Genomic DNA, 25,436 nt, shown 5'->3' with positions numbered 1-25,436 from the left:
ATCCGTGGCACGCTTGAGGGCGTGTACCGACCCGAACCCGCGGCCCTGCCCGCACCGCTTCCCGTCCCGATCGTGGACTCGCACACCCACTTCGACCTCGTCGAATCCTATGGGAATACCGACGCCGAAGGCAATGCCGACGAGACCGTTCCCGAACCGTCGAGCCCCAACGTTGCCGCACTGCTGGACGCGGCCGCCTCGGTCGGCGTCGGCGGCGTCGTCCAGGTCGGCGTCGATGTGGACTCCTCGCGCTGGGCCGCCGCCCTGGCCGCCCACGACGACCGGGTCCTGGCGGCCGCCGCCCTGCACCCGAACGAGGCGCCGCGCCTGGGGGACCTGGACGCCGCGCTGGCGGTCATCGATGAACTCGCCGCGCTGCCCCGCGTCGCGGCGCTGGGCGAGACGGGCCTGGACTACTTCCGCACCGACGAGAGCGGCCGGGCCGCGCAGCAGCGGTCCTTCCGCGCCCACATCGAGATTGCGAAGCGCCGCGGCAAGACCCTGGTCATCCACGACCGGGACGCGCACGACGACGTCATGTCCATCCTGGATGAAGAGGGCGCGCCCGAGCGGGTGGTCATGCACTGCTTCTCCGGCGACTTCGCGTTCGCGACCGAGTGCGCGCGGCGCGGCTACTTCATGAGCTTCGCCGGGAACGTGACGTTCAAGAACGCCGGGATGCTCCGCGACGCGGTCAGCGTGGCCCCCGCCGAGCTGGTCCTGGTCGAGACCGACGCGCCGTTCATGGCGCCGATCCCGGTGCGCGGGCACCGCAACCACGCCGCACTGTGCGCCTACACCGCCCGATTCCTCGCCGACCACCTCGGCCGGGACCTGGAAAAATGGTGCGCGCAGCTGGCCGAGAACTCCCGGCGGGCCTTCGGCGACTGGTGAGACACCGCCGCCATAGGTCCTATTCAGACACGGCGTTACAAGTCGCCCTAGGAGATGTCGATGGCCGCCTCGGCGGTCGCGGAGTTCCCTGCGGCGTCCGTGAGCGTGAAGGTGAAGACCCACCGTCCGGCCTCGGAGAGGCTGACCTCGCCGCCGAGGATGCCGGTGCGCAACTCGATGAGCCGCAACGTCTCCGGTTCGGCGCCTTCGAGTCCGTAGGTGGCCTCCCATTCGACGGCCTCGAACGCGGCGCCGCCGAGGTCGTCGACGAGCAGCCGCACCCCGTTCGGGCCGGGCCGGCCCGGTTCCAGCACGAGCTGGCCGGCGAAGGCGTCGGAGGTGAAGATGGCCGACTGCTCGGTCGACTCGACCTGCTGCGCCTGGTTCTCGGTCAGGGCGGTGTCGGCGGGGACGGCCTGCACCAGCACCACCACCGCACCGAGTATCAAGGCGACCAGGCCGACCTCGGCCCCGGCCAGGCGCCGCAGGAGCTTACGGCCCTCCCTCCCGCGCACCACCGCCTTGCGGGTGAACAGGCCGACCACGACGACGACGATCAGGACGGCGGCCTTGATCATGACCAGGCGCCCGTACTCGGTGTCGGTGAGCGCCTCGAGCGAGTGGATGTGCAGCAGCGCCGAGGCGAGCCCGGCGACGACAAGGTTCGCCATGAGCCACGGCACCAGAGCGATCCAGAAGTCCGCGGTCGACTTGGGGATCTCACCGCCCGTGTGGAACGCCAGGATCAACAACACCGCGACCCCGCCGGCCCAGGTGAGGGCGGCGGCAACATGGACCCAGTCGGCGACGTAGGCGACGACGAGGGGCACGGCGGTCATGGCGTGCCCGGCCAGCGGCCACGTCGCGGCCATCGCCAGCCCGATCCCCGCGAGGCCCGCGGTCACCGCCCGGCCGGGCGGCCCGGCGGCGGTGACTACTACCCGCAGCAGCGGCATCGCCAGCAGCACGATCAGCAGGCGCAGCAGCGCGGCCAGGCCGAAGCTGGACTCCATGACCGCTTGCAGCGCGGTCGCATCGAGTTCGGAGAGGGACACGCCGGACTCGTAGGCGGCCTGGAGGACAATCCCGAGCACGGCGGTGATCGCGACGGCCGACAGGCCCCCGGCGACGAGCCGGGCGCAGAAGGCGCGCGGGCGGGCGCCGGTGGCGAGCAGGACGCCCGCGCCGAGCGCGAGCGCCAGTCCCGCGTAGCCGGCCCAGCGGTCGGCATAGAGCAGTGCCTGAACGAGGCCGTCGGTCCCTCCCGCGAGCGCGTCGGCGCTGGGCGGCTCGGTCTCGGTCCCGACGGAGAACGTGAAGGTGCCCGAGACGGGGTGTCCGTCGTCGGAGACCACCCGGTAGGCGACGAGGTAGGTGCCCTCCTGGTCGGCGTCGACCTCGATGACCAGCGTCGCGGCGTCGTCGGTTTCGGCGATCCCGGTGTCTGCTCGGTCACCATCGGGAGCCACCACGCCGGTGGCCGCGTCTACAGGGTCGACTGGCTCGTTGAATTCGACAACGACGTCGTCCGGCGGTGCGTCCAGGACCTCACCGGAGGCGGGCTGCGTCCCTGTGGCGAGCGCATGCGCCTGGGCCGGTGCGGCCCACAGCGCTCCTACCAGGACCGCGGCCAATGACAACAGGACGAGGCGGATGGGAATTCGGCGTGACATCGCCGCTGACACTACTCGAAACCACCTCGCGAATCGACCATGGCGAAAGAGGCGAATCCAGGGCATGGGAAAGTCGGAGCGCAAGCAGGCCGCTGAAGCAATGCGCAGGGCGCAGGCCGCCGAGGCCAGACGCCGCAAGACCTTGTTCGGAGTGGCGATCGGCGCGGCCGTCGTCCTCATCGGAGGGCTGATCGGGCTCGGCATCTGGATGAACCGGCCGACCGAGTACGAGGTCTCCGAGCCGGCCGCGACCACCACCGAGGACTACGGGGTGACACTCGGGACGGGCCCGACCGAGGTCGACCTGTACATCGACTACATGTGCCCGGCGTGCAACCAGTTCGAGTCGACCTACGCCGAGGACATCCAGGGCTGGCTCGACGCCGGCACGGTCACGGTGAACTACCACCCGCTGAACTTCCTCGACCGGCTCTCCAACGGCACCGAGTTCTCGACGCGGTCGGCGGCCGCGGCCGTGGCGGCGGCCGACACCGGCGAGCAGGAGTTCCTCGACTACACCCTCGCCCTGTACGAGAACCAGCCCGCGGAGAACACCGACGGGCTGACCGATGAGGAGCTGATCGCGATCGGCACCAACGAGGTCGGGCTCGGATCCGACTGGGAGCAGCTGGTGAACGACGAGACCTACAAGGGCTGGGTCCAGGAGGGCACCGAGGACGCCACGGCGAACCAGGGCATCGAGGGGACGCCGACGGCGAAGCTGAACGGCGAGGTCGTGGACGCCGCCACGTTCGCCGACGCCGTGAACGCCGCGATCGCCGAAGCGTCCTAAGGGGTGTTTACGAACCCCTGACGGCCGCTGAAGGGCCGCTCAATGCCGGAGCGAAGATCGGGCCGCTTCGAGCGAGAACCCGAACGGCAGCTCCAGCCGGTGCCGCGCCAGCAGCGCGGCATCGGCGAGGATCTCGGCGGTCGGCGCGTCGGCGACGACCTTCCCGGCGTCGAGGATGACCGCCCGCTCGCACAGCTGCAATGCGTACGGCAGGTCGTGGGTGACCAGCAGCAGGGTCGGTGCGGTCCGCTGGAGGATCCCGGCGAGGTCGCGGCGGGCGGCCGGATCGAGGTTGGCGCTGGGCTCGTCGCAGACGACGATGTCGGGCCGCATCGCCAGGACCCCGGCCAGCGCGGCGCGCCGCTGCTGCCCCACCGAGAGGTGATGCGGGGGCCGGTGCGCCAGATCGGACAGGCCCACGTCGGCCAGTGCCGCGGCGACCCGCTCCCGCAGCGCCTCGCCCTTGACTCCCAGGTTGGCGGGGCCGAAGCCAACGTCGTCGGCGACGGTCGGCATGAAGAGTTGGTCGTCCGGGCTCTGGAACACGATGCCGACGCGGCGGCGGACCTCGGCGAGCGTCCGCTTCTCGATCCGCAAGTCCCCCACGCTCACCGCGCCTTCGGTGGCCTCCAGGAGGCCGGCGAGGTGCAGCATGAGGGTGGTCTTGCCGGCGCCGTTGGGGCCGAGCACGGCGACGCGCTCCCCGGCGTCGACGGCGAGTTCGACGCCGTCGAGGGCGCGGTGCCCGTCGGGGTAGACGTGCCCCAGGCCGGCCACATCGAGTGCTTTCACGGGACCTCCCGGCGTTTCGCTCGCGCTCGCATTGCGGCCGTCCAGCGTAAACGCACTCACATTGCCACCGCCGTCCACATCGCTATGCCCGCCGCGAGCGCCGGGGCGCCCATCGCGGCCGTCCACTGGCGTGCGCTGGCGGCGGCGGGGCCGACGTCGAGCGGCAGGCGCCCGGTGTAGCCGCGTGCGGCCATGGCCTGCCAGATGCGTTCGCCGCGTTCGAAGGAGCGGATGAAGACGGTGCCGAGGCTGCGGGCGAGCGCTCCGGCCTGCCACAGGAACCGGGGGTCGTCGCAGCGGGCGAGGCGGGCCAGGCGCATCTGGGTGACCTCTGCGATCGTCAAGTGGGCGTAGCGGACCGCGAACGCGGTGATCTGGAGGAGGATGTCGGGGCAGCGCAGCCGGGCGAGGCCGGCCAGGAGCGCGGCGACCGGGGTGGTCGCGGCGAGCAGCAGCGCCGCCCACACGCCGAGGGTGGCCTTGGCGAACAGGTTCCAGCCGGCCCACAGTCCGTCGATTGAAAGATCCAGGGGACCGGCCTCGACGGTCGCACCACCGACGAGGAACGGAAATGCCAGCGCCAGCAGCAGGAACGGCGTCTCGACGAGGCTGCGCACCATAATCCAACCGGCCGGGATGCGGGCGAGCCAGAACAGTGCGACCAGGATCGCCGCGTAGGCGCCGAAGGCCCACACGGCCTCGCGGTCGGTCGCGGCGACGGCGAAGGAGAAGACGACCAGGGCGACCACCTTGGTCTGCGGGGCGAGCCGGTGCAGCGGCGAATCGCCCGGTCGGAAGAGTCCTTCGGCGCCGTTCACGCGCCCTCGTCAGACCGGGCACGCTTGCCGCGGGCGAGCAGCCAGAACAGGCCGGTGCCGACGCCGAGGGCGATCAGGACACCGATGATCCCCGAGAGCGAGCCGCCGAGCATCTCGTTGTCGATGAAGGAGACGTTGTAATCGGCGAGCGGGCCGCCGATCTCGTGGTCGCCGGAGGCTTCGGCGACGCAGCGGCCGCCGGTGATCTCATTCTCGGCGTCGGTCACGCAGCCGGTCAGCATGACCGATTCGAGGCCGTCGGGCGAGGAAGAGGCGAACAGGGACAGTCCGCCGGCGAGGAGGACCGCGACGACGATGCCGCCGAGGATGAATCGGGAGGTCTTCATGGTCAGGCGGTCTCCTGCTGCGGTGCGGGCGCGTCGAGGCGCGCGCCCTTGAGGGCGTGGACGAGGTCGGGTCGGGCGAGGGCGACGGCGGTGACCGCGGCGGCGGTGATGACACCCTCGCCGATGCCGATGAGGACGTGGGTGCCGAGGATCGCGGTGAGCATGGCCCCGAAGCTCTGGACGCTCTCGCCGCCGATCGCGAACTCGACCATGAAGGCGGCGGAGGCGGCGACGACCGAGAAGATCGAGGCGACGAAGACGGCCGCGATGAGGCCGCGGCGGTTGCGTCCGAAGGCCTTGAGCGCCAGCGTGATCACCGCGTAGGCGACGAAGGTGGAGACGACGGCCATATTGAGGACGTTCAGTCCGATCGCGGTGACGGCGCCGTCGGCTAGGAGGAGCGCCTGGATCACGATGACGACGGTGACGCACAGCGCCCCGACCCACGGGCCCAGGAGCGCGGCGGCCAGGGCGCCGCCGAGGAGGTGGCCCGAGACGCCGGCGGCGACCGGGAAGTTGAGCATCTGGGCGGCGAAGATGAACGCGGTCGCCAGGCCCGCCAGGGGCACGAGGCGTTCGTCCAGGCCGCGCCGGGCGGCGATGACGCAGGCGCCGACCGCGAGCGCGGCGATCGCGGCGAACACCAGGGACGTGGGTATGTCGATGACGCCGGTGGGGATGTGCAGCGCAAGGTCCGTCATGGGGCCGGGCCGCCTTTCGACAGGGGGAGAGGGCGCCGACGCCGGGCTGGATCGCCGGACGCCGACTGCGGAATCTACAGCCCACCGTTGGGCTATTGCAATAATTTTGCAATAGTGACGCGGCGCTCGTCAAGGCGGGCCCGCCGCGGTGTCCAGCACCGTGCTGGCCGCGGCGTCCGGCCAGCCATTGTCAAGCCGACTCCCAGGGGATTGTCAGGGTCTGCCGGTAGGGTTGCAACCTGTGAACGTACGACTTCAGCCTGGCGACGCGGCACCCGACTTCACGCTGACGACCGACACCGGTGACACGGTGACCTTGTCGAGCCTCCAGGGCCGCAAGGTCATCCTGTACGCCTATCCGCGGGCGATGACCCCCGGCTGCACCAAGGAGGCCTGCGACTTCCGCGACAGCCTCGCAGGTCTGCAGGCGGCCGGTTACGCGGTGCTCGGGATCAGCCCCGATGAACCGGAGGCGCTGGCCAAATTCGTCGAGCGCGACGGCCTGACCTTCCCGCTGCTTTCCGACCCCGAGCACAAGGTGCTCGAGTCCTACGGGGCGTGGGGCGAGAAGAAGAACTACGGGCGGACGATTACGGGCGTCATCCGATCCACGTTCGTCATCGACGACGAGGGCAATGTCTCGCTGGCGCAATACAACGTCAAGGCCACGGGGCACGTGGCGAGGCTGCGCAAGCAACTCGAACTCGACTAGCGACGGGTGCCGTCACGGGGCGGAACCTCCGCGGGCAACGAATTCCGCCTCGATGCAGAGCCTGTGCGGGTTCGTCCGCGTTCGGGTATGGCGCATTCGGGATCGTGGGACAACGGGATTGACAGGCCGTCGGCGAACTTCTAGCTTTGTATCGGTAAATCCAGTGCGGGAGCGAGGAGTGGCGACGTGGCCGATCGGACGATCGTCCGCGGCGCTCAAGCCGGCGACCGCGAACTGGCCTGCATCGACGAAGGAGCCGCATGAGCGAGCGAACAGCGCTGATCGTCAGGGGCGGATGGGAAGGGCACGCGCCGGTCGAGGCGACCGAACTGTTCCTGCCCTTCCTGAAGGACAATGGCTACAGCGTCCGGGTCGAGGAATCCCCCGAGGTGTACGCCGACGCGGAGGCCATGGCCCGCACCGACCTGGTCGTCCAGAGCGTGACGATGGCCCAGATCGAAGGGCCGCAGGTCGAGGGCCTGCGGAACGCGGTCGTGGCGGGCACGGGCCTGGTCGGCTGGCACGGCGGCATCGCCGACTCGTACCGCGCCTCCTCCGACTACCTCCAGCTCATCGGCGGCCAGTTCGCCACGCATCCCGCGAAGGAGCCGGAGCTTCGCGTCGGCGGCCAGGAGGACAACTACCTGCGCCACACCATCGAGATCACCGACCTCGGCCGCGAACACCCCGTCACCGGCGGCATCGCCGACTTCGAACTCGACACCGAGCAGTACTGGGTGCTCCACGACGACCTCATCGACATCCTCGCCACCACCACCCACCCCGTGCGGCCGTGGCACCCGTGGCACCGGCCGATCACCTCGCCCGCGGTGTGGACCCGCCAGTGGGGGGCGGGACGCATTCTCGTCGCCACCCCCGGGCACAGCGTCGACATCCTGCAGCACAACAGCGTTCGCACCATCATCGAAAGGGGCATCCTGTGGGCGACCCGCACGGCATCGGCATAGTCGGACTCGGGGCCATCTCGGCCCAATACCTCGCCACGCTCACGGACCACCCGCACCTCCGGGTCACCGCCGTCGCCGACCTGAACCAGGCGCGCGCCGCCGAGGTCGCCGCCGAGCACGGAGCGGCGGCGCTCGACGTCGACGCCCTCGTCGCGGACCCCAAAGTGGACACCGTCCTGAATCTGACGATCCCCGCCGCGCACGCCGACATCGCGCTGCGAGCGATCGCGGCCGGGAAGGGCGTCTACGGCGAGAAGCCCCTCGCGGCGACCTTCGACGACGCCCGGCGCGTCGCGGAGGCCGGGGCCGCGGCCGGCGTCCCGATCGGCTGCGCGCCCGACACCGTGCTGGGCACCGGAACCCAGACCGCCAGGGCCGCCATCGACCGCGGCGACATCGGCTCGCCCACCTTCGCGACCGCCACGATGATCACCCCCGGCCACGAACGCTGGCACCCCAACCCCGACTTCTACTACACCGAAGGCGGCGGACCCCTGCTCGACATGGGGCCCTACTACGTCAGCTCCCTCGTACACCTGCTCGGCCCGGTCAGCGCCGTCACCGGCGCCTCCAGCCGCTCCCGCGACAGCCGGATCATCGGCTCCGGACCCCGTGCAGGGGAACCGGTCCCGGTCAGCATCGACACCCACGTCACCGGCATCCTCGAACACGCCGGCGGCGCCCTGAGCACCCTCGTCATGAGTTTCGACGGCAGCGCCACCAGCGCACCGCCGATCGAAGTCCACGGCACCGCGGGCTCCATCTCGGTCCCCGACCCCAACACCTTCGGCGGCGATGTCACCCTCCACGACGGAACCAGCGAAGACATCCTGACGCCGAGCGCCGGCTACGCCGACGCCGGACGGGGCATCGGCCTCATCGACATGGCCCTGGCCGACCACGACCGACCGGCACGGGCGGGCGGCGACCTCGCCCTCCACGCCCTCGAGGTCATGACCGCCCTCATCCGATCCGCGACCACCGGCCGGCGACTCGACATCACCACCACCGTCGACCGCCCGGCCCTGGTCCCGCTCACCCCCCGCGCGACCTGGCACAGCCCCGCCCGGGCGACCTGACGCGTCGGCCCGGGGAAACCAACGAACCCGGCAGGATCAACCTGCCGGGTTCGGGGAAGAAGAATCTGTACCTGGCGTCGGCCTATCTGAACCCACCGCCCCAGATCGCGGTCCTGATCTCGCAACTCGCGGCCGCGTCGGTGAACTCGGCCGCAATGATCCGCCGCTCTCGCGGAGTGCGGCCTCAGGTCTCTGTCCGCCGCCTCGCCTCTTCGGCGACTCTGTCGATGCGCACCATGAGCGCGGCAGAGGGCACCACCTTGCCGGTGGTATATGTCGACAGACGCGAGACCGAGGTCCCGATGCGCGATGCGAATTCGGAGCGTGCCAGTCCCGAATCGGCAATGGCCTGCCTGATCCTGCCCGCTACGGCCTCGCGTTCGACGCGTTCGGCGGCGGTTCTGGCGCTCCGCACCACTCGTTCCATCAGGTTTGCGACGCCGTAAGGGCGGCTGTAGCTCAGTACGTGCTCGACCTGACGGGAGGTCTTTCCCCAGGGGTCGCGATCGATCGCGTCGATCAGCCGCCGCCAGTCCCGCACCGAGCCGCGCTCGAGCGCGGTCTGGACCGCCTCGACCGGCCAGCGCTCCACCGGATCGTCCGGTGAGATGTTCAAATTCCGGAACCGAAGTGCCATGCGGTCATTCTCTCGCGATCTGCTCAGCGAGGGACCCGCAGACGGCGACCACCTTGGACCAGTCGGTCCACTGCTCACTGAGGTTGCGATAGGCACCCAGCTCCGCAGTGACAGCGAAGTCCGCCGGACAAGGCTCACTGAGCTGCCGGATCAGCTGCGAACGGACCCCGTCCTCCTCACTGCGCTGATCGGCGTAGTACTCGTCGATGCCGCTGAGGACCACTGCCGCGCGCTCGATGCCGTAGCAAGAGCTCAATGCCGCCACGTCGAGATAGTCGCGAGTCTGGTTGCGCCGCACAATCAGAAAGGCCTTCACCCGCAGGGTCTCGGCAGGCGTGGGGACCCGAAGGAGCCACCCACTTCCCAGCTCGATTTCGGCAGTCTCCAGCGGTCGCCTGCGAATCAGTTGCCGCACGCCGGTCTCGATGTCGCCGAGACGACCGAGAATGATCTTGCCCGGCCGCACCCGGTTCGTTACCCACTCGCCTTCGGACTCGAGTGCCTCGAGCACCACATCAAATCGGTCGCGGAGGTCGGCGACCGCATGATCATGGTCGTACGAATCCCTGTGCCCGGCATAGAGCGCCGCGGCGGAATCGCCCGCCAGGACCGCGTCCGGAACCAACTCCTGCAGCTTCGCGGCCGACTCCAGTACCGCTCGCAGGTCTCCACTCGCCTCATCGTAAGCATGCCCGGTATATTCCATGACTCAAAATTATCACTTCTGATAAATTCGAACCGATCACCGAAGGACATCGGACGCCTGGCGCACCGTTCGCCAAGTTCGCAGTGGTTCGCATCCAGCCAAACATAAGACACCCTCGGATTTTCATGCTGTCCTGAAAGTGACGCCCAACACATAACCAGAATTGGTTGGTGGCATCATGACCCAGACGCCCGCTTCACCGCCACCAGTGCAACCGCCCTACCCGCCGCAGGCTCAAGGCCAAGCGCAGCCCAGCAATACGATCTCGATCCTCGCCGTGGTCTTCGGCGCGGCCGCACTGCTGTTCGGGCTCATTCCAGTCGCCGGAATCTTCCTTGGAGGAATGTTCGGATTGGCCGCGATCACGCTCGGGATCATAGGCATCTTCAAGTCCCACAGGCTGATGGCGATTATCGGCATCGCGCTGGCGGTCATCGGCCTGATCATCGCGACCGTCATCAGCCTCGCAGTCGGGCGGGCCGTCGAAGACGTGGTCGAGGACTGGCCGACGGACGTAGAGGACCTGACCGACGAAGGCGCGGATGGTCGCGACGACGCCGACGACGATGAGGGTTCGGACAGTGCGGACGGCACCGATCCAAACTCGCCCCTGCCATCTGGTTCAGCGGTCGACATCGGCGACTGGAACGTCTCCTTCAGCAACGTCGTTCCTGACAGTACTGACACGATCCTCGCCGAAAACGAGTTCAACGAGCCCCCAGATGACGGGCACCAATTCTTCATGTTTCAGGTCGACGCCATCTATGAAGGATCTGACTCCGGGTTCGCCTGGGACGACATTGAACTCGGAATATACTTCAACAACACCCTGTACACGGATGAGTGCGGGGTCATTCCCAATGATCTCTTCGAAACTCCCGAGGTGTATGAAGGCGGGACGGCATCTGGGAACGCCTGCGTCGAGGTGCCAAGCGACGGAGTCGATGCGGCAGTAATATCCGTCGAAGACTACTGGGAGACCAGCGCGAGGTACTTCGTTGAACCCGACTAGCCCAGATGCGCACTTCTAGCCGTTCACTCAGTCCACGACCGCCTCAGTCGGCAAGGGCTTCCTCCGCATGGACCAAGTCGACCCTCGATCAACTCCCCTGCTGGCTCCACGCGACCCTCAGCGCAGTCGTCACCATGGGGGTTTTCCGACTAAAGGGAGATACATGAAAAGACCCTGTCATCAGGGCCTTTCCTCTGTGCACGAGGGGGGACTCGAACCCCCACGCCCTAGGGCACAGGAACCTAAATCCTGCGCGTCTGCCAGTTCCGCCACTCGTGCGAGAGCGCCATTGAGCAGCAACCAGTGTGTCATACTCGTGTGCGTTCCCGTACGCTGGTGGAGATGACTCGACCCGACAAGCGCGCCGCCGATGAGCTGCGCCCCGTGAAGTTCACCCGCTCCTGGACCGACCACCCCGAGGGCAGCGTCCTCGTCGAGTTCGGCCGCACCCGCGTGCTCTGCACCGCCTCGGTCAACCCCGGAGTCCCGCGCTGGCGGCGCGGCACCGGCGAAGGCTGGGTCACCGCCGAGTACGCGATGCTCCCCCGCTCGACCCACTCCCGGTCCGACCGCGAATCCATCCGCGGCAAGATCGGCGGACGCACCCACGAGATCTCTCGCCTCATCGGCCGCTCCCTGCGTGCCTGCGTGGACTTCAAGGCGCTCGGCGAGAACACGATCACGCTCGACTGCGATGTCCTCCAGGCCGACGGCGGCACCCGTACCGCCGCGATCACCGGTGCGTACGTCGCCCTGCACGACGCCGTCGACTGGCTGCGCGACAAGAAGCTGGCCCGCAAGCCGGAGAAGGTCCTCACCACCTCCGTCGCCGCGATCAGCGTCGGCATCGTGAACGGCCAGCCGGTCCTGGACCTCCCCTATGAGGAGGACGTGGCCGCCGCGGTCGACATGAACGTCGTCTGCACCGGCGAGGGCGACTTCGTGGAAATCCAGGGCACCGGCGAGGAAGCGGTCTACAACCGCGCCGAGCTCGACGCCCTCCTCGACCTCGCCGTCAAGGGCTGCAAGGAACTCGCCGGGCTCCAGGCCCGCACCCTGCTCGAATAGCCGGAGGCCGGGAAGCGCACATGAAGATCCTGCTGGCCACCCGCAATGCGGGCAAGATCGACGAACTGCGGCAGATCCTCGCCGAGGCCGCGCCGGGCGTCGAACTCGTCGGGCTCGACGCCGTCGATGAGTTTCCGGAGACCCCCGAGACGGAACTGACCTTCGCGGGCAATGCCCTGTTGAAGGCCCGCGACGGGGTCCGCCATTCGGGGTTGGCGACCATTGCCGACGACTCCGGTCTCGCCGTCGACGCGCTGAACGGCATGCCCGGGGTGCTCTCGGCCCGCTGGGCCGGCTCCAAGAAGGATGACGCGGCCAATAACGCCCTGCTGCTCGACCAGCTCAGCGATCTGGCCGACGAGCGGCGCGGCGCCAAGTTCGTGTGCGCCGCCGCCATCGTGTGGCCCGACGGCCGCGAACTGGTCGTCCACGGCGAGATGCCCGGCCGCATCGGCCGCGAGGAGCGCGGCGAGAACGGCTTCGGCTACGACCCGCTGTTCCTCCCCGAGGGTCGCGACGTCACCAGCGCCGAACTGACCGCGCAGGAGAAGAACGCGATCTCCCACCGCGGGAAGGCATTCAGGGAGCTTGCGACCCGAATCTGAGGCGCAGCAGGGAGCTGGCGACCCGAATCTGACGTACGACCGGGGCTCGCGGCCGACCTCGACGGTCGGCCGTGAGTCCAGGTTCATCTCCTCCCAGCCAGCTCCGCACCCGACTTCCGCCATGCCCTGACAAGCCCCTTTAGCTGTGTTTCGATGACCGGTGGGCACGAATTGCGAGGGGGAGTGCAACATGATCGCTGTAACCGGGGCGACGGGCAATATGGGCCGTCTCGTCATCGAACACCTGCTGGAACGAGGGGTCCCAGCCGAGCAGATCAGCGCGCTGGTCAGGGATCCGAACCAGGCACACGATCTCGCCGACCGCGGCATCGACGTCCGCCACGCCGACTACGCCCAGCCCAATACGCTTCAGCCCGCGCTGCGCGACGTCGAGAAGCTGCTGCTCATCTCGGGCTCGGAGGTCGGCCGGCGCCTGCCCCAGCACCGCAATGTCATTGACGCCGCCAAGTACGCCGACGTCGGGCTGCTGGTCTACACCAGCATCCTGCACGCGGACACCTCGATGATGGCTTCGGCCGAGGAGCACATCGCAACCGAGCGGTACATCGTAGAATCGGGCCTTCCGCACCTCATCATGCGCAACGGCTGGTATATGGAGAACTACACCGGGAACCTGAACCAGGTGGTGGAGTCCGGCACGATCTACGGCGCCGCGGGCAAGGGGCGGGTCGCGGCGGCGGCGCGCAATGACTACGCCGAGGCGGCGGCGGTGCTGCTGACCGAGGACCACGGCGTGGACAAGGTCTTCGAGTTGTGCGGGGACGAGCCGTTCACCTACGACGAGTTGGCGGCCCAGATCGGTAAGGTCGCCGGGACCGACGTGGTCTACCAGAACATGGACCCCGACGCTTACTCCGAAGCCCTGACGCAGGCGGGCCTGCCGTTGCCGATGGCGGCGATGCTCACCGACGTGGACGAGGGCATCGCGCGCGGCGACCTCGACTCGAACGCGACGGACCTGGTCGATCTGCTGCACCGGCCGACGATGTCGCTGCACGACCTGATCCGAGGCGCGCTGGCCTAGGCGGCCGCCGTGAGGGCCGGAGGTTAAGCGGCGGCGCGATCGCGGAGGATTTCCAGGGCCTTGTCGGCGTGGGCGTTCATCTTGACCTCGCTCTTCACCGCGCCGATGACCTTGCGGTCGGTGTCGATCACGAAGGTCTTGCGCTTGGTCTGGAGCACGCTGATCTTGCGCTTCACGTCGAAGGCCGCCGAGACCTCGCCGTCCGGATCGGACAGCAGGGGGTACCCGAGCGAGTGCTTCGCGGCGAACTCCGCCTGGCGCTCGACCTCATCGTGCGAGATCCCGACCGGCGTCGCGCCCAGGGCGGCGAACTCGGCCGCCACGTCGCGGAAGTGGCAGGCCTCCACGGTGCACCCGGCCGACATGGCCAGGGGATAGAAGAACAGCACCACCGGTCCCGATTCGAGCAGACCGGTGAGGCTGCGCCGCTCGCCGGTCTCGTCGGCGAGGGTGAAGTCCGGGGCGATGTCTCCGATGTCCATGGATCCCAGTCTATCCACGCCGCCCTCGACCGGCTCGTCCGCGAACGAGGCCGCCGCAGCCCACCGGCCCGGTCGCCGAAGCGACGCTCCGAGCCCGCGTTCCCCGCAACGGAAGGGTCACCAGAGCCGCCCAGCCCCCTTGCGGTGCTGGAAGGACCCCCATTGCGCGAATCACCATATATAGATACACTCAAATATCATAATCACGGTGGCACTGCCCGGCACTGCCGCTGACCCTCACCTCATCCGTCCATAAGAACGTGCTGACTCTCGGGAGTCAGGTTGGGAGCGCTCCATGTACTACAGAGGAGTACCTCGATGTCCACCACCGCAGTCTTGGGGCTGCAGAGCAGACGCCGCCGCCTCGCCGCCGTAATGGCGCTAGTCCTCGCGGTCGTAGCGGCCCTGGGGATCTCGACGCTGTTCACGCAGTCGAAGTCGGAGGCGCACGGCGCGACGGTCTTCCCCGGTTCCCGCCAATACTTCTGCTACTTCGACGCCCTTACGCAGAACGGCTCACTCGACCCGTACAACGAGGCCTGCCAGGCCGCCTTCGACGAGGTCGGAGCGACCCCGTTCTACAACTGGTTCGGCAACCTCGACTCCAACGGCGCGGGCCAGACCGTCGGGTACATCCCCGACGGGCGCCTGTGCGACGGCGGAGGCAACGGCCCGTATGACTTCGAGCCGTTCAACGACCCGGGCGCCTGGCCGCGCACCCACGTGACAGCCGGTGCCACCGTCGAATGGCGCTACAACAACTGGGCGCACCACCCCGGCAAGTTCGACCTGTACATCACCAAGGAGGGATGGAACCCGGACGAGCCGATCGGCTGGGACGACCTGGAACTGTTCGAGACCATCCAGGACCCGCCCCAGACCGGCGGATCGGGCAACGAGGCGAACTACTACTACGCCGACCTGACCCTGCCCGAGCGCGACGGTTACCACATCGTCTACACGCACTGGGTCCGCTCGGACTCGAACGAGAACTTCTACGCCTGCTCCGACGTGGAGTTCGACGGCGGCAACGGCGAGATCACCGGCATCAACCCGGACGCCGAGCTGCCGGGCAACGACGGCGGCGTGACCTCGCCGACCGACGAGCCGACCGATCCCTCCACCGACCCGACCGATGACCCGACTGACGACCCGACCGACATGCCGACGGAGGACCCCGACGCCTCCTGCGACGTCGAAGCGAACCTGTACCCCTATTCGGGCGGTGCGTCGGTCAATATGACGGTCACCAACACCGGGACGAAGCAGTTGAGCGACTGGATGATCCACTGGCTGTGGGAGCCCGGCTCCAACATAGAGATCAGGGATTACTGGAACGCCGAGATCAGCTCCATGGGCGATATGGAGATGGCCTCGCCGGTCAGCTGGAACCGAAGCGTGCCAACGAATGGCACGGCCTCATTCGGCTTCAACGTGACCGGGGACCTGTCGCAGATGCCGGCCCTGGAGTGCATCCCGACCTGATCGGGCAACTGAAAAATCGTCACTTCCGCTCCTCCCCCCGCGGGCCCGCTGCGATACTTGTCGCAGCAGGTCTTGCTGGGGGGAGGAGCCATGTCAGCAGCAGCCACAGCGTCCGCCAAACAAGCGGCCCGGGCCGAGGCGATGACGGCATCCACACGGTCCGGTGTCGTCGTCCGCAACTACATCTCTGATCAAGTCGACGCCCTCAATGAGGCGATCGCGGCCACCCAGCGCTACGCACCCGGCTCGGCCGGATCGGTGCGCGCGTCCATCCACCGCATCCGCACCGCGATCCGCGGCTACCGGCACCTGTTCACCGAGGTCCCCTACGGCGGCGAGCAGCTCGACCAGCTGCTCGCGGCGCTCAAGCACACCGAGGACCTGGAATCGCTCCGAGTCCACTTCGCCGACCGGTTCGACCAGCTCGACCTGACCGTCGCCGAGTATCCGAGGTGGTACGACGCGCTGGAGAAGGAGATGCGCGCCTCCTACCGGGAGATCGAGCGGACCAGCACCCAGGCCTGGGTGGCGGCGCTGATGGGGCAGGTGCGGATCTTCGCCGAGCACGCCCATTTCAGCCGGGACGGCGACAAGCCGGCGTCCTCGCTCATGGGAGTGCTCTCGCAGGCGAAGACGCATCTGCTGGACACCTACGCGAAGCTCAGCCACGCCACGGACCTGGTCGCCGCGCGCGACGAGGCCAGGCAGGCGGCGCGGGACACGCACTACCTCGCCGAGGCCGCATATGCAGCGCTGGGGAAACCGGCCGAGGACGTCATCATTCCGGTATCCAATCTGGAGCATCTGCTGGCCCAGTACCGGCAGGCGGTCATCGCCCGCAACTGGCTGCTGCGCCTGCCCGGAGCCGACCGGGCGGACCGGACCACGGCGGCGCTGGCGGACCTGGAGCGGGAGCACCTGCGGCAGTTGGGCGAGGAGATCGACCAGGTCACGTCGGGAATGATCGACCTCTGGCGCTAGATGTATTGCCCTGTGAGGTTGTGGGCCCGGATGTCGGTGGCGCTCGAAGAGCGGGCGCCGAAATGAGTGGGCGCTGGATTAGTAGGCGCCGAATCGTGCGGCCGCTGGACTCGAGGTTGCCGAATTGAGCGGGCGCTGGACAAGTGACCGCTGGATTGCGGGCACGCCGAAGGGGGTGTTCCAAGGGGGCCCCTAGGCGAAAGTTTACTTCGGGGGTAGGACAATTCCCGGGCACGCGACCGGGCTCCGGCGCGCCCCCGGGACTTTGTTCGCTAACCGCGAAGGACTCCCGCGAGGTTGTCCAAGCCGATCGGGCCGAGGTTGAGGGCCCGGGTGTGCCAGGCCTTCAGGTCGAAGTCGGCGCCGGCGGCGGCCTTGGCCTCGTCGCGGGCCGCGATCCAAGCCCGTTCGCCGAGCTTGTAGCAGATCGCCTGTCCCGGCCAGCCCGCGTAGCGGACGATCTCCGGGTGCGCCCGGTGGGAGGCGATGCGTCCGCGCTGGGTCAGGACCTCAAGCGCCACATCGAAGTTCCACTTCTCGCCGTGGCGCTTCGCCTCGGCCGGCGGCAGCGGCAGGTCCAGGTGCCAGCCGATGTCGATGACCACGCGCGCCGCGCGCAGCGCCGAGCCCTTGAGCATCCCCAGCCGCGTCGCCGGGTCCGAATGCCAGCCGAGCTCGTCGGCGAGCCGCTCGGCGTACAGCGCCCAGCCCTCGGCGTGGCCCGAGATCGACCCGGCCGACTTCGCGAAACGCGAGAGGCCGTCCCCGACGATCTTCGTCTGCCCGATCTGGAGGTGGTGGCCGGGCACGCCCTCGTGGAACACGGTGGTCAGCTCGCCCCACACGGCGAACTTCTCGCGCGCCGCGACGGGCCACCAGGTGCGGCCCGGACGGGACAGGTCCTCGCTCGGGCCGGAGTAGTAGGCCGAGCCGGCCGAGGAGCCGTGGACGAGCTCGACGTCGAGGTTCATCAGCCTCGGATCGATGTCGAAGTGGACGCCGTTGAGGGCCTCCAACGCACCGTGGTGCTTCTCGCTGAGCCAGTCGAGGTAGGCCTCGTGGTCGGTGAGCAGATCCGTGGAGTCGAGGTGCGCGATGACCTCGTCGAGCGTCGCACCGGGCACGATCTTGGCGGCCTCCGCGGACATCTCGTCCTCGAGGCGGTGCAGCTCCTCCCAGCCCCACTCGTAGGCGTCGCGCGCGTCCAGCGTCGCGCCGAGCGTATTGCGGGCCGCCAGCAGGTAGCGCTCCTCGCCGACACCGTCACGGGCGACGGCATGCGGCGCGTACTGGGTCTCGAGATATTCGGCGACCCAGATGAACGCGGCGTAGGCGGCATCGGCCGCGGCGGCCAGGTCGCCGGCCTGCGAGCCGGAACCGTAGGCCTTGACGTGCTTGTCGAACACGCGAGACTCGGCATTGCGCCGCGCCTGCCGGGCGCCCTCGACGACCTGCCGGATGGCGACGGTCTCACCGGCGGCGATCCCGGCGTTCATGGTCTGACGCCAGGTCGCCAGCATCTCGGGGATGGCCCGGATACGCGAGATCGTGGTGCGCCACTGGCCCTCATTGCCGCGCGGCGCCAAGTCGACATAGGAGCACAGGCTCTGGATGAGCCCGTACGGGACGCGCAGCGCCCGGCGCCACTCCCCCGCGTCGAAGAGCGCGGCCTCGGACTCCAGGCGCTCGGCCATGTGGAGCCTGGCCAGGTCATCTGCCGCGCCGGTCGACTCGAGGGAGCCCAGGCGGGCGAGGGTGTCTCGGCCCAGCTTGGCGCGCTCGCCGGTCGCGTCCGGTCCGAGATCTGAGGCGACGCCGAAGTCGCCCTTGATGCCGGCCATCCCGGCGTACATGGGGTGCAGCCGTGCGAACAAGGTGACGTACTCGTCTGCCAGTGCGAAGATCGGTGAGCTCATGCGCCGTAGCTTACCGCGCGGCTAGTCAGCCACTGTTACCTGACTGTTGCGCGCGGTCGCGCGTGGAGACGGCGATGGCGCCGACGAGCGCGGCGAGCAGCAGCAGCGACAGCACCTCGAAGGGCAGCACCCATTCGGAGAAGATCGCCTCTCCCATGGCGGCCGCGTCGCCGTTCTCCCGCCCGACAAGACTCACCCTCGTCCACCCGAACGCGCCGGTCAGCACCGCCGCGAGGCCGAGTCCGACGCCTGAGGCGATGAGGATGCCCGGGAGTTGGCGACGGTCGAGTTCATCGGAGGCCTCGGTGGGGGCGCGGGTGAGCATGGTGGCGAACAGCAGCAGCACCACGATCGCGCCGACGTAGACGAGCACCAGCACCCACGCCAGGAATTCGGCGGTGAGGACCAGCGCGACCCCGGCGATCCCGGCGAAGGACACGGCGAGCCACAGTCCGGCCCGGACGATCCGCCGGGTGGTGACCACACCGATTCCGGCCCCGAGCGCGAGCAGCCCGAAGGCTGCGGCCAGGACGTCGGTGAGGCTCATGCGTCGTCGCCGGTCTCGGGCAGGGTCGCGGCCGGGACGCCTTCCATCCACTCCCCCAGGTGTTCCTTGCCGTGGAGGAGGTCGCGGATGTCGCCCTCGGCGTAGTCGAAGTCGGGGGCCCAGAACAGCGCGTCGAACGGGCAGACGTCGACGCAGATGCCGCAGTACATGCACAGAGAGAAGTCGATGTCGAACCGGTCGAGCACATTGACCTGGCGGGGCCGGGCGGCGCCCTCGACCTCGACGGTCTCCTTGTGCGAGTCGATGTAGATGCACCAGTCGGGGCATTCGCGTGCGCAGAGCATGCAGGAGGTGCAATTCGTCTCCAGCAGGGCGATCACGCCCCGGGTGCGCTCAGGCAGTTCGGGTTCGGATTCGGGGTACTGGCTGGTGACCGCCCGGCGCGTGGCGGTGCGCGCGGTCGCGGCGAGACCGCTGAGGAGTCCGCTTCCGGGAACCTTCATGTCCTCATCGTCGCAGATCACATCGATGTTCTCCACCCGCCGAGCCCGTTGAAATTTTCTCGATTTGCGGTGCGGGGCCGAGAGCGGCCATTACGGTGATCGGCAGGAGGCGCCCGGTCGAATAATCGGCCGAGCGCCGAGAGCGACCGGGTCCGACCGGGGAGGAAGCCCATGTTCAAGGCCGTCAAGCAATTCGCCGTCGCCCTGACGCTCGGCGCGGGGCTGGTGCTCGCGTCCGCGCAGCCGGCGGGCGCCGCAGTCACGGTGACGATGACGCCGTCCACGGCGACCAGCGGCAGTACCGTCACGGTGCTCGCGGCGAGCTGTTCGCAGTCCGCGACGGCGATCGTGCAGAACACCGGCACCAACGTGAGCATGCAGACGAACAACAGCCAGGCGCAGGGCACCTTCGTGGTCCCGGCGGACTGGAAGGTCGGCACGTACACGGTCGCGGTGAAGTGCGGCGACCAGACCGCGAACGCGACCTTGACGGTGACCGACGGGTCGGGTGCCCAGACCGGCTCGGGCTCGATGGCCTCCACTGGTCCTTCTAAGGGCGTGGCTTCGGCGATCGCGATGACCGGTGCGGCCGTGGTGGCCGTGGCGGTGATCGGGCTGTGGCTCCTCAAACGGCGCGGCAAGGTCTCCGCCTAGCCGATGACCGACGATCAGACCGTGCACCGGCCGGAGCCAGCGCTCCGGCCGGTGCTCACGCTGTTCCTGTCACTGCTGCTGGCCGGGGGTCTGGGGCTGATGATCGGCGGGGTGGTGCCGGTGCCGTCGTTCCGGCTGCCGTCGTGGCCGGAGCATCATTGGGGCGATGACTCGTTCGTCGGGTTCGACCCCACCGGTGGGGAGTGGCTGGACCGCTCGGTGCCGACGCGGGTCGACGTGGACGCGGTCGACATCCACGCGCCGCTGACGGACCTGGGAATGGGGTACAAGGGACGATTCGAGGTGCCGCCGCTGTCGCAGCCGCACCTTGCCGGCTGGTATGAGGGCGCGGCCAGCCCGGGTGAGTTCGGGCCGACGGTCCTGTTCGGGCACGTGGACTCGGACTGGTCGGGCCCGGCGGTGTTCTTCCCGCTTCGGGACCTGGAGAAGGGCGACGAGATCGAGGCGGCCCGTGAGGACGGGATCGTGGTGACCTACGAGGTGACCGGCAGCGAGTCATATCCGAAGGACAAGCTGCCCTACGAGGAGATCTTCGGGATCGAGCGCAAGCCCGGGCTGCGGTTGATCACCTGTGGCGGCCGTTTCGACCGGAAGATCGGTGACTACACCGAGAACCTGGTCGTCTTCGCGACTTACACGGGGCACCGCGGCGCCACTGCGGAGGACGAGGACCGTCCCCTCCACGGCCGGAAGCATTTCCTAAGGAACTGAAGCACGGTCGAAGGAACTGAAGTACAGCCGAAGGGACTGAAGTACAGCCGAAGGGACTGAGGCACGGTCGAAGGAACTGAAGCACTTCCGAAGTTGCTGAGAAACGGCCGGAGTGGCTGAAGCACAACCGAGGGAACGAGACCACGGCCGCCGCGATCAAGCCCTTGTGTCATAGGCAGTGGTTAGGTTGTCGGGCATGACACTGCAAATCGCGAACGTCACCGTCAACACCACGCGCCCCCGCGAGCTCGCCGAATGGTGGGCGGCCGCTCTCGGCGGCGAGATCACCGCCGACTACGGCGAATACATCATGGTCGGCTGCAAGGAGCTGACTGGCATCTCCTTTCAATACGTCGAGGACACCACCCCCGGCCGTCTCCATATCGACCTGGCCGCCTCCGATGCCGGAGCCGAGACCGCCCGCTTGATCGAAGCCGGGGCCACCAGAGTCGCCGACCACGAAATCCCCGGGGTCGACTTCACGTGGACGGTCTTGACGGACCCGGACGGCAATGAGTTCTGTGTTTCCCAAGGCCACTGACCGACGATGCCAGGAGTTATCCACAGGCCCCCAAGCGGTCCGCATCCGCTGACCAATTGGCCGCTGAGCTGCGTTTGCTCTGACCCATCCACAGGTTATCCACAGGCGGCAAAATAGTTTTGGTGGGTCCTTGGTGCGCATGATGTGATTGTGTTTTTGAAGTAGTGGCACCAATTCCGGCTAGTCGAGTTGGTGTCGGCCAGTGCAGGATCGGCGGTAAGAACATTGGGTTATCCCGGGAGCCGCCCCCGAAGATCGCACGCGGAGGCCTCCGCGTGCGGCTCCTGCACCGGCAACTCGCGAGGAAAATCGCGGGCGCACCGGCAACCAGCCGGTGCGCCCGCCCTACAACTCCACAGTGTTCACGGCCCCAACCGACGCGCGGGCGAGTCGCATCCGGCGACTCGTCCGCGCCATACCAGCGAGTGGACCGCATCCGGCGGCCCGCTCACGACAGGGCCAGTGCATGGACCGGGAAGAAGAACCGCCAGCGGGCCGAGGATGAGCTGCGGGCCCTCCTGGAGCTATGTGGCACCAGTAGAACCGCGGACGCGGGGCCGAAGGTCTTGACCCCGTGACGGCCCCGCGTCCGCGGTGGTCAGGCCCGTGCTGCTTTGGTGAGGACGCCCTCGAAGGCGGCCCTGGTTTCGTCGAAGACCTCTTGGCCCGGGCGGGCCCAGAGAGCGTCGTTGAAGAGTTCGACCTCGATCTTGCCGGTGAAGCCGGTGGCGTCGACCGCGTCCAGGTAGCGGCGCATGTCGATGCATCCGTCGCCGAGTTGGCCGCGGCCGGTGAGGACGCCCGCTGGGAGGGGGGTGATCCAGTCGGCGAGTTGGAAGGACGCGATGCGGCCCTCGGCGCCGGCTCGGGTGATGCCGTTCCAGACCTCGGGGTCCCACCAGAGGTGGTAGGTGTCGATCACGACGCCGACCGCTTCGGGGGCGAAGGGGGCGGCCAGGTCGAGGGCTTCGGCGAGGGTGGTCACCACGCAGCGGTCCGAGGCGAACATCGGGTGGAGGGGCTCGATCGCGAGGGTCACGCCTTGTTCGATCGCGTAGGGGGCCAGGAGGCTCAGTGCCTCCTTGACGCCTTCGCGGGCGCTGTCGATCGTGCCGGCCTCGGGGATCGGCCCCGAGACCAGGACGAGGGTCGGTGCGCCCAGGGCGGCCGTTTCATCGATCGCCCGCTTATTGTCCTCGATCGCCTCGGGGGTCGGGTCGGTGAAGAATCCGGCCCTGCACAGGCTGGTGACCGGTACTCCGGCATCTTGTAGGTATTCGGCGGTGGAGGCTAGGCCCTGTTCTGCGACTGGTTCGCGCCACAGGCCGATCGCCGAGCCGGTGCGTGCGCACGCGTCGATGGCTTCTCGCTGGTCCCAGAACTTCGCCGTGGCGTGGTTGAAGGAGAAACGCTCGAGGATGTCGGTCATCGCTTCCCCCTCGGGCTCTGGCCCGCGACCTTGAGGAGGGCGTTGAAGCGGTCCTCGGCGAGGTTCGGGTCGGCGAAGAGGCCGACCTCCAACGCGAGGTCGTAGATCTGTCCGAAGTGCTCGATGGAGCGGGCGGATTCGAGGCCGCCGACCATCTTGAAGTGGTCCTGGTGGCCGCCGAGCCAGGCCAGGAACACCACTCCGGTCTTGTAGTTGAAGGTGGGGACCTCGAAGACCTTGCGGGCCAGGGGGACCGTCGGGTCCAGGATCGCGCGGAACCCTTCGACATCGTTCTCGTCCAGGCGCTTGGCCGCCTTGGCCGCCAGGGGGGCCAGGGGGTCGAAGATGCCGAGCAGCGCGTCCGAGTGGCCTTGGTCGTCGCCGGCGATGAGCTCGGGGTAGTTGAAGTCGTCGCCGGTGTAGCAGCGGACGCCCTCGGGGAGCCTGCGGCGCAGCGCGATCTCGGCGTCGGCGTCGAGCAGGCTCATCTTGATGCCGTCGATCTTGGCGGCGTTCTCGGTGATGATGTCCACGAAGACGTCGGCGGCCTCTTCGAGGTCGCTGGAGCCCCAGTAGCCCTCCAGGGCCGGGTCGAACATCGGGCCGAGCCAGTGCATGATCGCCTTGCCGCTGACCTCGCCGAGCAGTTCGGCGTACAGCTCCCGGTAGTCGTCCGGTCCCTTGGCGCTCGCCGCCATCGCCCTGGAACACATCAGGATCGTGCCCGCCCCGGCGTCTTCGACGACCGAAAGCTGGTCGAGGTACGTCGACCTGATCTCATCCATTGTGGTCTGTGTGGCGCCCAGCTGATCGGTGCCCACCCCGCAGGCGAGCAGGTCACCCGCTCCGGCGGCCTCGGCCGAACGGCGAATGAGCTCCTTGGTGGCCGCCCAGTCCAGGCCCATGCCCCGCTGTGCGGTGTCCATCGCGTCGGCCACGCCCAGGCCCAGGTCCCACAGGTGGCGCCGGTAGGCGATGGTGGCATCCCAGTCCACAGTGGCAGGGCGTCCGGGGCCGTTGTCCGCCAGCGGGTCGGCGACGACGTGCGCCGCCGAGTAGATGACGCGGGAGTCGAACTGGCGGCTCACAGCTCCAGGTCCTCCATCTCGATGCGGCGTCCCTCGCGCGCCGAGCGGTAGCCGGCCTCGGCCAGCTGCACGCCGCGGGCGGCGGCCAGGAAGTCGTGGTGCCACGGCGCGTCGTCCACCACGTGGAGCAGGAATTCCTCCCACTGCAGCTTGAAACCATTGTCGAATTCGTCGTTGTCGGGCACCTGGTACCACTGCGACCGGAAGTCGATCGGCTGGTCGATGTCGGGGTTCCACACCGGCTTGGGGGTGTGGGCGCGGTGCTGGGCGCGGCACTTGCGAAGGCCCGCGATCGCGCTGCCCTCGGTGCCGTCCACATGGAACTCCACCAGTTCCTCGCGGTCGACGCGGGTGCACCAGGAGGAGTTCATCTGGACGACGGTGCCGTCGGCGAGCTCGAAGATCGCGTAGGCCGCATCGTCGGCGGTGGCCGCGTAGGGCTTCCCGGCCTCGTCGGTGCGCTCGGGCAGGTGCGTGGTCACGTGCGCCGTCACCGATTTGATCGGCGCGATCGTCCCTTCGAACAGGTAGGACCAGTGCGGGAACATGTCGAGCACCATCCCGCCGCCGTCCTCGGCGCGGTAGTTCCACGACGGACGCTGGCCGCCCTGCCAGTCGCCCTCGAAGACCCAGTAGCCGAACTCGCCGCGCACCGACAGGACCCGGCCGAAGAAGCCGGACTCGATGAGGCGCTTGAGCTTTCGCAGACCCGGCAGGTACAGCTTGTCGGCGACGGCGCCGTTCTTGACGCCGGCGTCGCGGGCGGCCCGCGCCAGGCCGAGCGCATCGTCCAGGTTGGTCGCGATGGGCTTCTCGGTGTAGACGTGCTTGCCGGCCTTGATCGCCGCGCCGACCGCGCTGAGGCGGTGCTGGGTGGTGAGCGCGTCGAAGTAGATGCTGATGGACTCGTCGGCCAGCGCCTCGTCGAGGTCGGTGGTGTAGCGGTCCAGGCCGTGGCGGGCGGCGATCTCGGCGAGCTTGTCGGCGTTGCGGCCGATCAGGGTGAGCTCGGGCCAGATGACCGATCCGTCCGCGCGCTCGACGCCGCCCTGCTCGCGGATGGCCAGCAGCGACCGCACCAGGTGCTGCCGGTAGCCCATGCGGCCGGTCACGCCGTTGAGGGCGATGCCGACGTTGATTCGTTCTGCCATAGGGGAATGCTCCAGTCAATAGCTAGCAAGGTGCGGTTCCGCAGGCGTTCGCCGAGCTCAGTGGCTCGACCGAGCTACAGGCAAACGCTTTCTTGAGGTTTCCTGAAGCATACAGC

At 68.4% G+C, this 25,436-nt stretch carries 27 protein-coding genes, 1 tRNA gene and 1 pseudogene; 14 read left to right on the top strand and 15 right to left on the bottom strand.

Features of this window, described 5'->3' with window-relative positions; genetic code table 11:
* The first annotated feature begins 21 nt into the window (after positions 1 to 21).
* Positions 22 to 894, top strand: a complete 873-nt coding sequence (locus tag FAB82_RS06750) for a TatD family hydrolase (RefSeq protein WP_246039473.1) — start codon at positions 22 to 24, stop codon at positions 892 to 894.
* 47 nt (positions 895 to 941) lie between these two features.
* On the opposite strand, the gene FAB82_RS06745 is transcribed toward FAB82_RS06750, so the two are convergent.
* Entirely contained in the window at positions 942 to 2,567 is a 1,626-nt protein-coding gene (locus FAB82_RS06745; protein ID WP_168801453.1) for a copper resistance CopC/CopD family protein, read from the bottom strand.
* Positions 2,568 to 2,631: 64 nt separating this feature from the next.
* Between FAB82_RS06745 and FAB82_RS06740 the strand changes: the two genes are divergently transcribed.
* A complete protein-coding gene (locus tag FAB82_RS06740; RefSeq protein ID WP_168801452.1) occupies positions 2,632 to 3,360 on the top strand; it encodes a DsbA family protein in 729 nt (242 codons plus the stop codon).
* Between the two features lie 39 nt (positions 3,361 to 3,399).
* Here the strand turns inward: FAB82_RS06740 and FAB82_RS06735 are convergent, their stop codons facing one another.
* Genes FAB82_RS06735 through FAB82_RS06720 form a run of 4 tightly spaced genes read right to left on the bottom strand, consistent with a single transcriptional unit; the run spans position 3,400 to position 6,018 of the window.
* Positions 3,400 to 4,152 carry an energy-coupling factor ABC transporter ATP-binding protein gene (locus tag FAB82_RS06735; protein WP_136533779.1) on the bottom strand — a complete coding sequence of 251 codons (753 nt, stop codon included), beginning with the start codon at positions 4,150 to 4,152 and terminating at the stop codon, positions 3,400 to 3,402.
* A 56-nt stretch (positions 4,153 to 4,208) separates the two neighbouring features.
* Complete coding sequence (cbiQ, locus tag FAB82_RS06730; protein ID WP_136533778.1) at positions 4,209 to 4,970, bottom strand: cobalt ECF transporter T component CbiQ; 762 nt, start codon at positions 4,968 to 4,970, stop codon at positions 4,209 to 4,211.
* Positions 4,967 to 5,317: a PDGLE domain-containing protein gene (locus FAB82_RS06725; RefSeq protein WP_246039472.1), complete on the bottom strand. Its 351-nt coding sequence runs from the start codon at positions 5,315 to 5,317 to the stop codon at positions 4,967 to 4,969. Before FAB82_RS06725 ends, cbiQ begins: the two co-directional genes overlap by 4 nt.
* A 2-nt stretch (positions 5,318 to 5,319) precedes the next feature.
* On the bottom strand, positions 5,320 to 6,018 hold the full coding sequence (locus FAB82_RS06720) for an energy-coupling factor ABC transporter permease (RefSeq protein ID WP_136533777.1): 699 nt from the start codon (positions 6,016 to 6,018) through the stop codon (positions 5,320 to 5,322).
* Positions 6,019 to 6,259: 241 nt separating this feature from the next.
* On the opposite strand from FAB82_RS06720, the gene bcp reads away from it, so the two are divergent.
* From bcp to FAB82_RS06705, 3 genes are all read left to right on the top strand, one after another.
* Positions 6,260 to 6,730 carry a thioredoxin-dependent thiol peroxidase gene (gene bcp, locus FAB82_RS06715; protein ID WP_136533776.1) on the top strand — a complete coding sequence of 157 codons (471 nt, stop codon included), beginning with the start codon at positions 6,260 to 6,262 and terminating at the stop codon, positions 6,728 to 6,730.
* A 260-nt stretch (positions 6,731 to 6,990) separates the two neighbouring features.
* On the top strand, positions 6,991 to 7,698 hold the full coding sequence (locus FAB82_RS06710) for a ThuA domain-containing protein (RefSeq protein WP_136533775.1): 708 nt from the start codon (positions 6,991 to 6,993) through the stop codon (positions 7,696 to 7,698).
* Entirely contained in the window at positions 7,671 to 8,777 is a 1,107-nt protein-coding gene (locus FAB82_RS06705) for a Gfo/Idh/MocA family protein (RefSeq protein WP_136533774.1), read from the top strand. The genes FAB82_RS06710 and FAB82_RS06705 overlap by 28 nt, the downstream gene beginning before the upstream one ends.
* A 184-nt stretch (positions 8,778 to 8,961) precedes the next feature.
* On the opposite strand, the gene FAB82_RS06700 is transcribed toward FAB82_RS06705, so the two are convergent.
* Positions 8,962 to 9,414, bottom strand: a complete 453-nt coding sequence (locus FAB82_RS06700) for a helix-turn-helix domain-containing protein (protein WP_136533773.1) — start codon at positions 9,412 to 9,414, stop codon at positions 8,962 to 8,964.
* A 4-nt stretch (positions 9,415 to 9,418) separates the two neighbouring features.
* Positions 9,419 to 10,120: a hypothetical protein gene (locus FAB82_RS06695; protein ID WP_136533772.1), complete on the bottom strand. Its 702-nt coding sequence runs from the start codon at positions 10,118 to 10,120 to the stop codon at positions 9,419 to 9,421.
* 178 nt (positions 10,121 to 10,298) lie between these two features.
* Here FAB82_RS06695 and FAB82_RS06690 point away from each other — a divergent pair, with 178 nt between their 5' ends.
* Positions 10,299 to 11,132 carry an SUR7/PalI family protein gene (locus FAB82_RS06690; RefSeq protein WP_136533771.1) on the top strand — a complete coding sequence of 278 codons (834 nt, stop codon included), beginning with the start codon at positions 10,299 to 10,301 and terminating at the stop codon, positions 11,130 to 11,132.
* Positions 11,133 to 11,329: 197 nt separating this feature from the next.
* On the opposite strand, the gene FAB82_RS06685 is transcribed toward FAB82_RS06690, so the two are convergent.
* Positions 11,330 to 11,411, bottom strand: a tRNA-Leu gene (locus FAB82_RS06685).
* Positions 11,412 to 11,474: 63 nt separating this feature from the next.
* Between FAB82_RS06685 and rph the strand changes: the two genes are divergently transcribed.
* From rph to FAB82_RS06670, 3 genes are all read left to right on the top strand, one after another.
* Positions 11,475 to 12,200, top strand: coding sequence for a ribonuclease PH (gene rph / locus FAB82_RS06680; RefSeq protein WP_136533770.1), 726 nt, complete (start codon positions 11,475 to 11,477; stop codon positions 12,198 to 12,200).
* Positions 12,201 to 12,220: 20 nt separating this feature from the next.
* The gene (gene rdgB, locus FAB82_RS06675) at positions 12,221 to 12,805 is read left to right on the top strand and encodes an RdgB/HAM1 family non-canonical purine NTP pyrophosphatase (RefSeq protein WP_136533769.1); all 585 of its coding nucleotides are present in this window, start codon (positions 12,221 to 12,223) and stop codon (positions 12,803 to 12,805) included.
* A gap of 190 nt (positions 12,806 to 12,995) precedes the next feature.
* The gene (locus FAB82_RS06670) at positions 12,996 to 13,850 is read left to right on the top strand and encodes an SDR family oxidoreductase (RefSeq protein ID WP_136533768.1); all 855 of its coding nucleotides are present in this window, start codon (positions 12,996 to 12,998) and stop codon (positions 13,848 to 13,850) included.
* Between the two features lie 23 nt (positions 13,851 to 13,873).
* Here FAB82_RS06670 and FAB82_RS06665 read toward each other — a convergent pair whose 3' ends face one another.
* A complete protein-coding gene (locus FAB82_RS06665; protein ID WP_136533767.1) occupies positions 13,874 to 14,332 on the bottom strand; it encodes a peroxiredoxin in 459 nt (152 codons plus the stop codon).
* Between the two features lie 318 nt (positions 14,333 to 14,650).
* Between FAB82_RS06665 and FAB82_RS06660 the strand changes: the two genes are divergently transcribed.
* Positions 14,651 to 15,817, top strand: a complete 1,167-nt coding sequence (locus FAB82_RS06660; RefSeq protein WP_136533766.1) for a lytic polysaccharide monooxygenase — start codon at positions 14,651 to 14,653, stop codon at positions 15,815 to 15,817.
* A 90-nt stretch (positions 15,818 to 15,907) separates the two neighbouring features.
* The gene (locus FAB82_RS06655; RefSeq protein WP_136533765.1) at positions 15,908 to 16,798 is read left to right on the top strand and encodes a CHAD domain-containing protein; all 891 of its coding nucleotides are present in this window, start codon (positions 15,908 to 15,910) and stop codon (positions 16,796 to 16,798) included.
* Between the two features lie 272 nt (positions 16,799 to 17,070).
* Here the strand turns inward: FAB82_RS06655 and FAB82_RS06650 are convergent, their stop codons facing one another.
* The 3 genes and pseudogenes from FAB82_RS06650 to FAB82_RS06640 all read right to left on the bottom strand — a co-directional run.
* Positions 17,071 to 18,714, bottom strand: a complete 1,644-nt coding sequence (locus tag FAB82_RS06650; RefSeq protein WP_136533764.1) for a DUF885 domain-containing protein — start codon at positions 18,712 to 18,714, stop codon at positions 17,071 to 17,073.
* A gap of 25 nt (positions 18,715 to 18,739) precedes the next feature.
* Positions 18,740 to 19,261 carry an NADH-quinone oxidoreductase subunit J family protein gene (locus FAB82_RS06645; protein WP_136533763.1) on the bottom strand — a complete coding sequence of 174 codons (522 nt, stop codon included), beginning with the start codon at positions 19,259 to 19,261 and terminating at the stop codon, positions 18,740 to 18,742.
* Positions 19,262 to 19,293: 32 nt separating this feature from the next.
* Positions 19,294 to 19,725: pseudogene (locus tag FAB82_RS06640) on the bottom strand (4Fe-4S binding protein); the annotation flags it as partial.
* A 171-nt stretch (positions 19,726 to 19,896) separates the two neighbouring features.
* Here FAB82_RS06640 and FAB82_RS06635 point away from each other — a divergent pair.
* The 3 genes from FAB82_RS06635 (at position 19,897) to FAB82_RS06625 (ending at position 21,652) form a co-directional block, all read left to right on the top strand.
* Positions 19,897 to 20,379 (top strand): hypothetical protein, encoded by a 483-nt coding sequence (locus FAB82_RS06635; RefSeq protein WP_136533761.1) that lies wholly within the window; start codon positions 19,897 to 19,899, stop codon positions 20,377 to 20,379.
* Positions 20,380 to 20,382: 3 nt separating this feature from the next.
* Complete coding sequence (locus FAB82_RS06630) at positions 20,383 to 21,111, top strand: class F sortase (protein ID WP_136533760.1); 729 nt, start codon at positions 20,383 to 20,385, stop codon at positions 21,109 to 21,111.
* A 196-nt stretch (positions 21,112 to 21,307) separates the two neighbouring features.
* Complete coding sequence (locus FAB82_RS06625; RefSeq protein WP_136533759.1) at positions 21,308 to 21,652, top strand: VOC family protein; 345 nt, start codon at positions 21,308 to 21,310, stop codon at positions 21,650 to 21,652.
* A gap of 598 nt (positions 21,653 to 22,250) precedes the next feature.
* Here FAB82_RS06625 and FAB82_RS06620 read toward each other — a convergent pair.
* Genes FAB82_RS06620 through FAB82_RS06610 form a run of 3 tightly spaced genes read right to left on the bottom strand, consistent with a single transcriptional unit; the run spans position 22,251 to position 25,320 of the window.
* Positions 22,251 to 23,081 (bottom strand): sugar phosphate isomerase/epimerase family protein, encoded by an 831-nt coding sequence (locus tag FAB82_RS06620; protein ID WP_136533758.1) that lies wholly within the window; start codon positions 23,079 to 23,081, stop codon positions 22,251 to 22,253.
* Positions 23,078 to 24,169, bottom strand: a complete 1,092-nt coding sequence (locus tag FAB82_RS06615) for a dihydrodipicolinate synthase family protein (RefSeq protein WP_136533757.1) — start codon at positions 24,167 to 24,169, stop codon at positions 23,078 to 23,080. Before FAB82_RS06615 ends, FAB82_RS06620 begins: the two co-directional genes overlap by 4 nt.
* Entirely contained in the window at positions 24,166 to 25,320 is a 1,155-nt protein-coding gene (locus FAB82_RS06610) for a Gfo/Idh/MocA family protein (RefSeq protein ID WP_136533756.1), read from the bottom strand. Before FAB82_RS06610 ends, FAB82_RS06615 begins: the two co-directional genes overlap by 4 nt.
* Positions 25,321 to 25,436: the final 116 nt, after the last annotated feature.

The sequence above is a fragment of the Glycomyces buryatensis genome (assembly GCF_004912275.1).
Taxonomy (GTDB): domain Bacteria; phylum Actinomycetota; class Actinomycetes; order Mycobacteriales; family Micromonosporaceae; genus Glycomyces; species Glycomyces buryatensis.
This window is presented reverse-complemented; position numbering and strand designations above follow the sequence as displayed.

Coding starts and splice junctions, on each gene's coding strand:
- FAB82_RS06745 (WP_168801453.1), bottom strand. CDS start 2,567: ATGTCACGCCGAATTCCCATCCGCCTCGTCCTGTTGTCATTGGCCGCG.
- FAB82_RS06740 (WP_168801452.1), top strand. CDS start 2,632: ATGGGAAAGTCGGAGCGCAAGCAGGCCGCTGAAGCAATGCGCAGGGCG.
- FAB82_RS06725 (WP_246039472.1), bottom strand. CDS start 5,317: ATGAAGACCTCCCGATTCATCCTCGGCGGCATCGTCGTCGCGGTCCTC.
- FAB82_RS06720 (WP_136533777.1), bottom strand. CDS start 6,018: ATGACGGACCTTGCGCTGCACATCCCCACCGGCGTCATCGACATACCC.
- FAB82_RS06710 (WP_136533775.1), top strand. CDS start 6,991: ATGAGCGAGCGAACAGCGCTGATCGTCAGGGGCGGATGGGAAGGGCAC.
- FAB82_RS06700 (WP_136533773.1), bottom strand. CDS start 9,414: ATGGCACTTCGGTTCCGGAATTTGAACATCTCACCGGACGATCCGGTG.
- FAB82_RS06695 (WP_136533772.1), bottom strand. CDS start 10,120: ATGGAATATACCGGGCATGCTTACGATGAGGCGAGTGGAGACCTGCGA.
- FAB82_RS06690 (WP_136533771.1), top strand. CDS start 10,299: ATGACCCAGACGCCCGCTTCACCGCCACCAGTGCAACCGCCCTACCCG.
- rph (WP_136533770.1), top strand. CDS start 11,475: ATGACTCGACCCGACAAGCGCGCCGCCGATGAGCTGCGCCCCGTGAAG.
- rdgB (WP_136533769.1), top strand. CDS start 12,221: ATGAAGATCCTGCTGGCCACCCGCAATGCGGGCAAGATCGACGAACTG.
- FAB82_RS06670 (WP_136533768.1), top strand. CDS start 12,996: ATGATCGCTGTAACCGGGGCGACGGGCAATATGGGCCGTCTCGTCATC.
- FAB82_RS06665 (WP_136533767.1), bottom strand. CDS start 14,332: ATGGACATCGGAGACATCGCCCCGGACTTCACCCTCGCCGACGAGACC.
- FAB82_RS06660 (WP_136533766.1), top strand. CDS start 14,651: ATGTCCACCACCGCAGTCTTGGGGCTGCAGAGCAGACGCCGCCGCCTC.
- FAB82_RS06655 (WP_136533765.1), top strand. CDS start 15,908: ATGTCAGCAGCAGCCACAGCGTCCGCCAAACAAGCGGCCCGGGCCGAG.
- FAB82_RS06650 (WP_136533764.1), bottom strand. CDS start 18,714: ATGAGCTCACCGATCTTCGCACTGGCAGACGAGTACGTCACCTTGTTC.
- FAB82_RS06645 (WP_136533763.1), bottom strand. CDS start 19,261: ATGAGCCTCACCGACGTCCTGGCCGCAGCCTTCGGGCTGCTCGCGCTC.
- FAB82_RS06635 (WP_136533761.1), top strand. CDS start 19,897: ATGTTCAAGGCCGTCAAGCAATTCGCCGTCGCCCTGACGCTCGGCGCG.
- FAB82_RS06630 (WP_136533760.1), top strand. CDS start 20,383: ATGACCGACGATCAGACCGTGCACCGGCCGGAGCCAGCGCTCCGGCCG.
- FAB82_RS06625 (WP_136533759.1), top strand. CDS start 21,308: ATGACACTGCAAATCGCGAACGTCACCGTCAACACCACGCGCCCCCGC.
- FAB82_RS06620 (WP_136533758.1), bottom strand. CDS start 23,081: ATGACCGACATCCTCGAGCGTTTCTCCTTCAACCACGCCACGGCGAAG.
- FAB82_RS06610 (WP_136533756.1), bottom strand. CDS start 25,320: ATGGCAGAACGAATCAACGTCGGCATCGCCCTCAACGGCGTGACCGGC.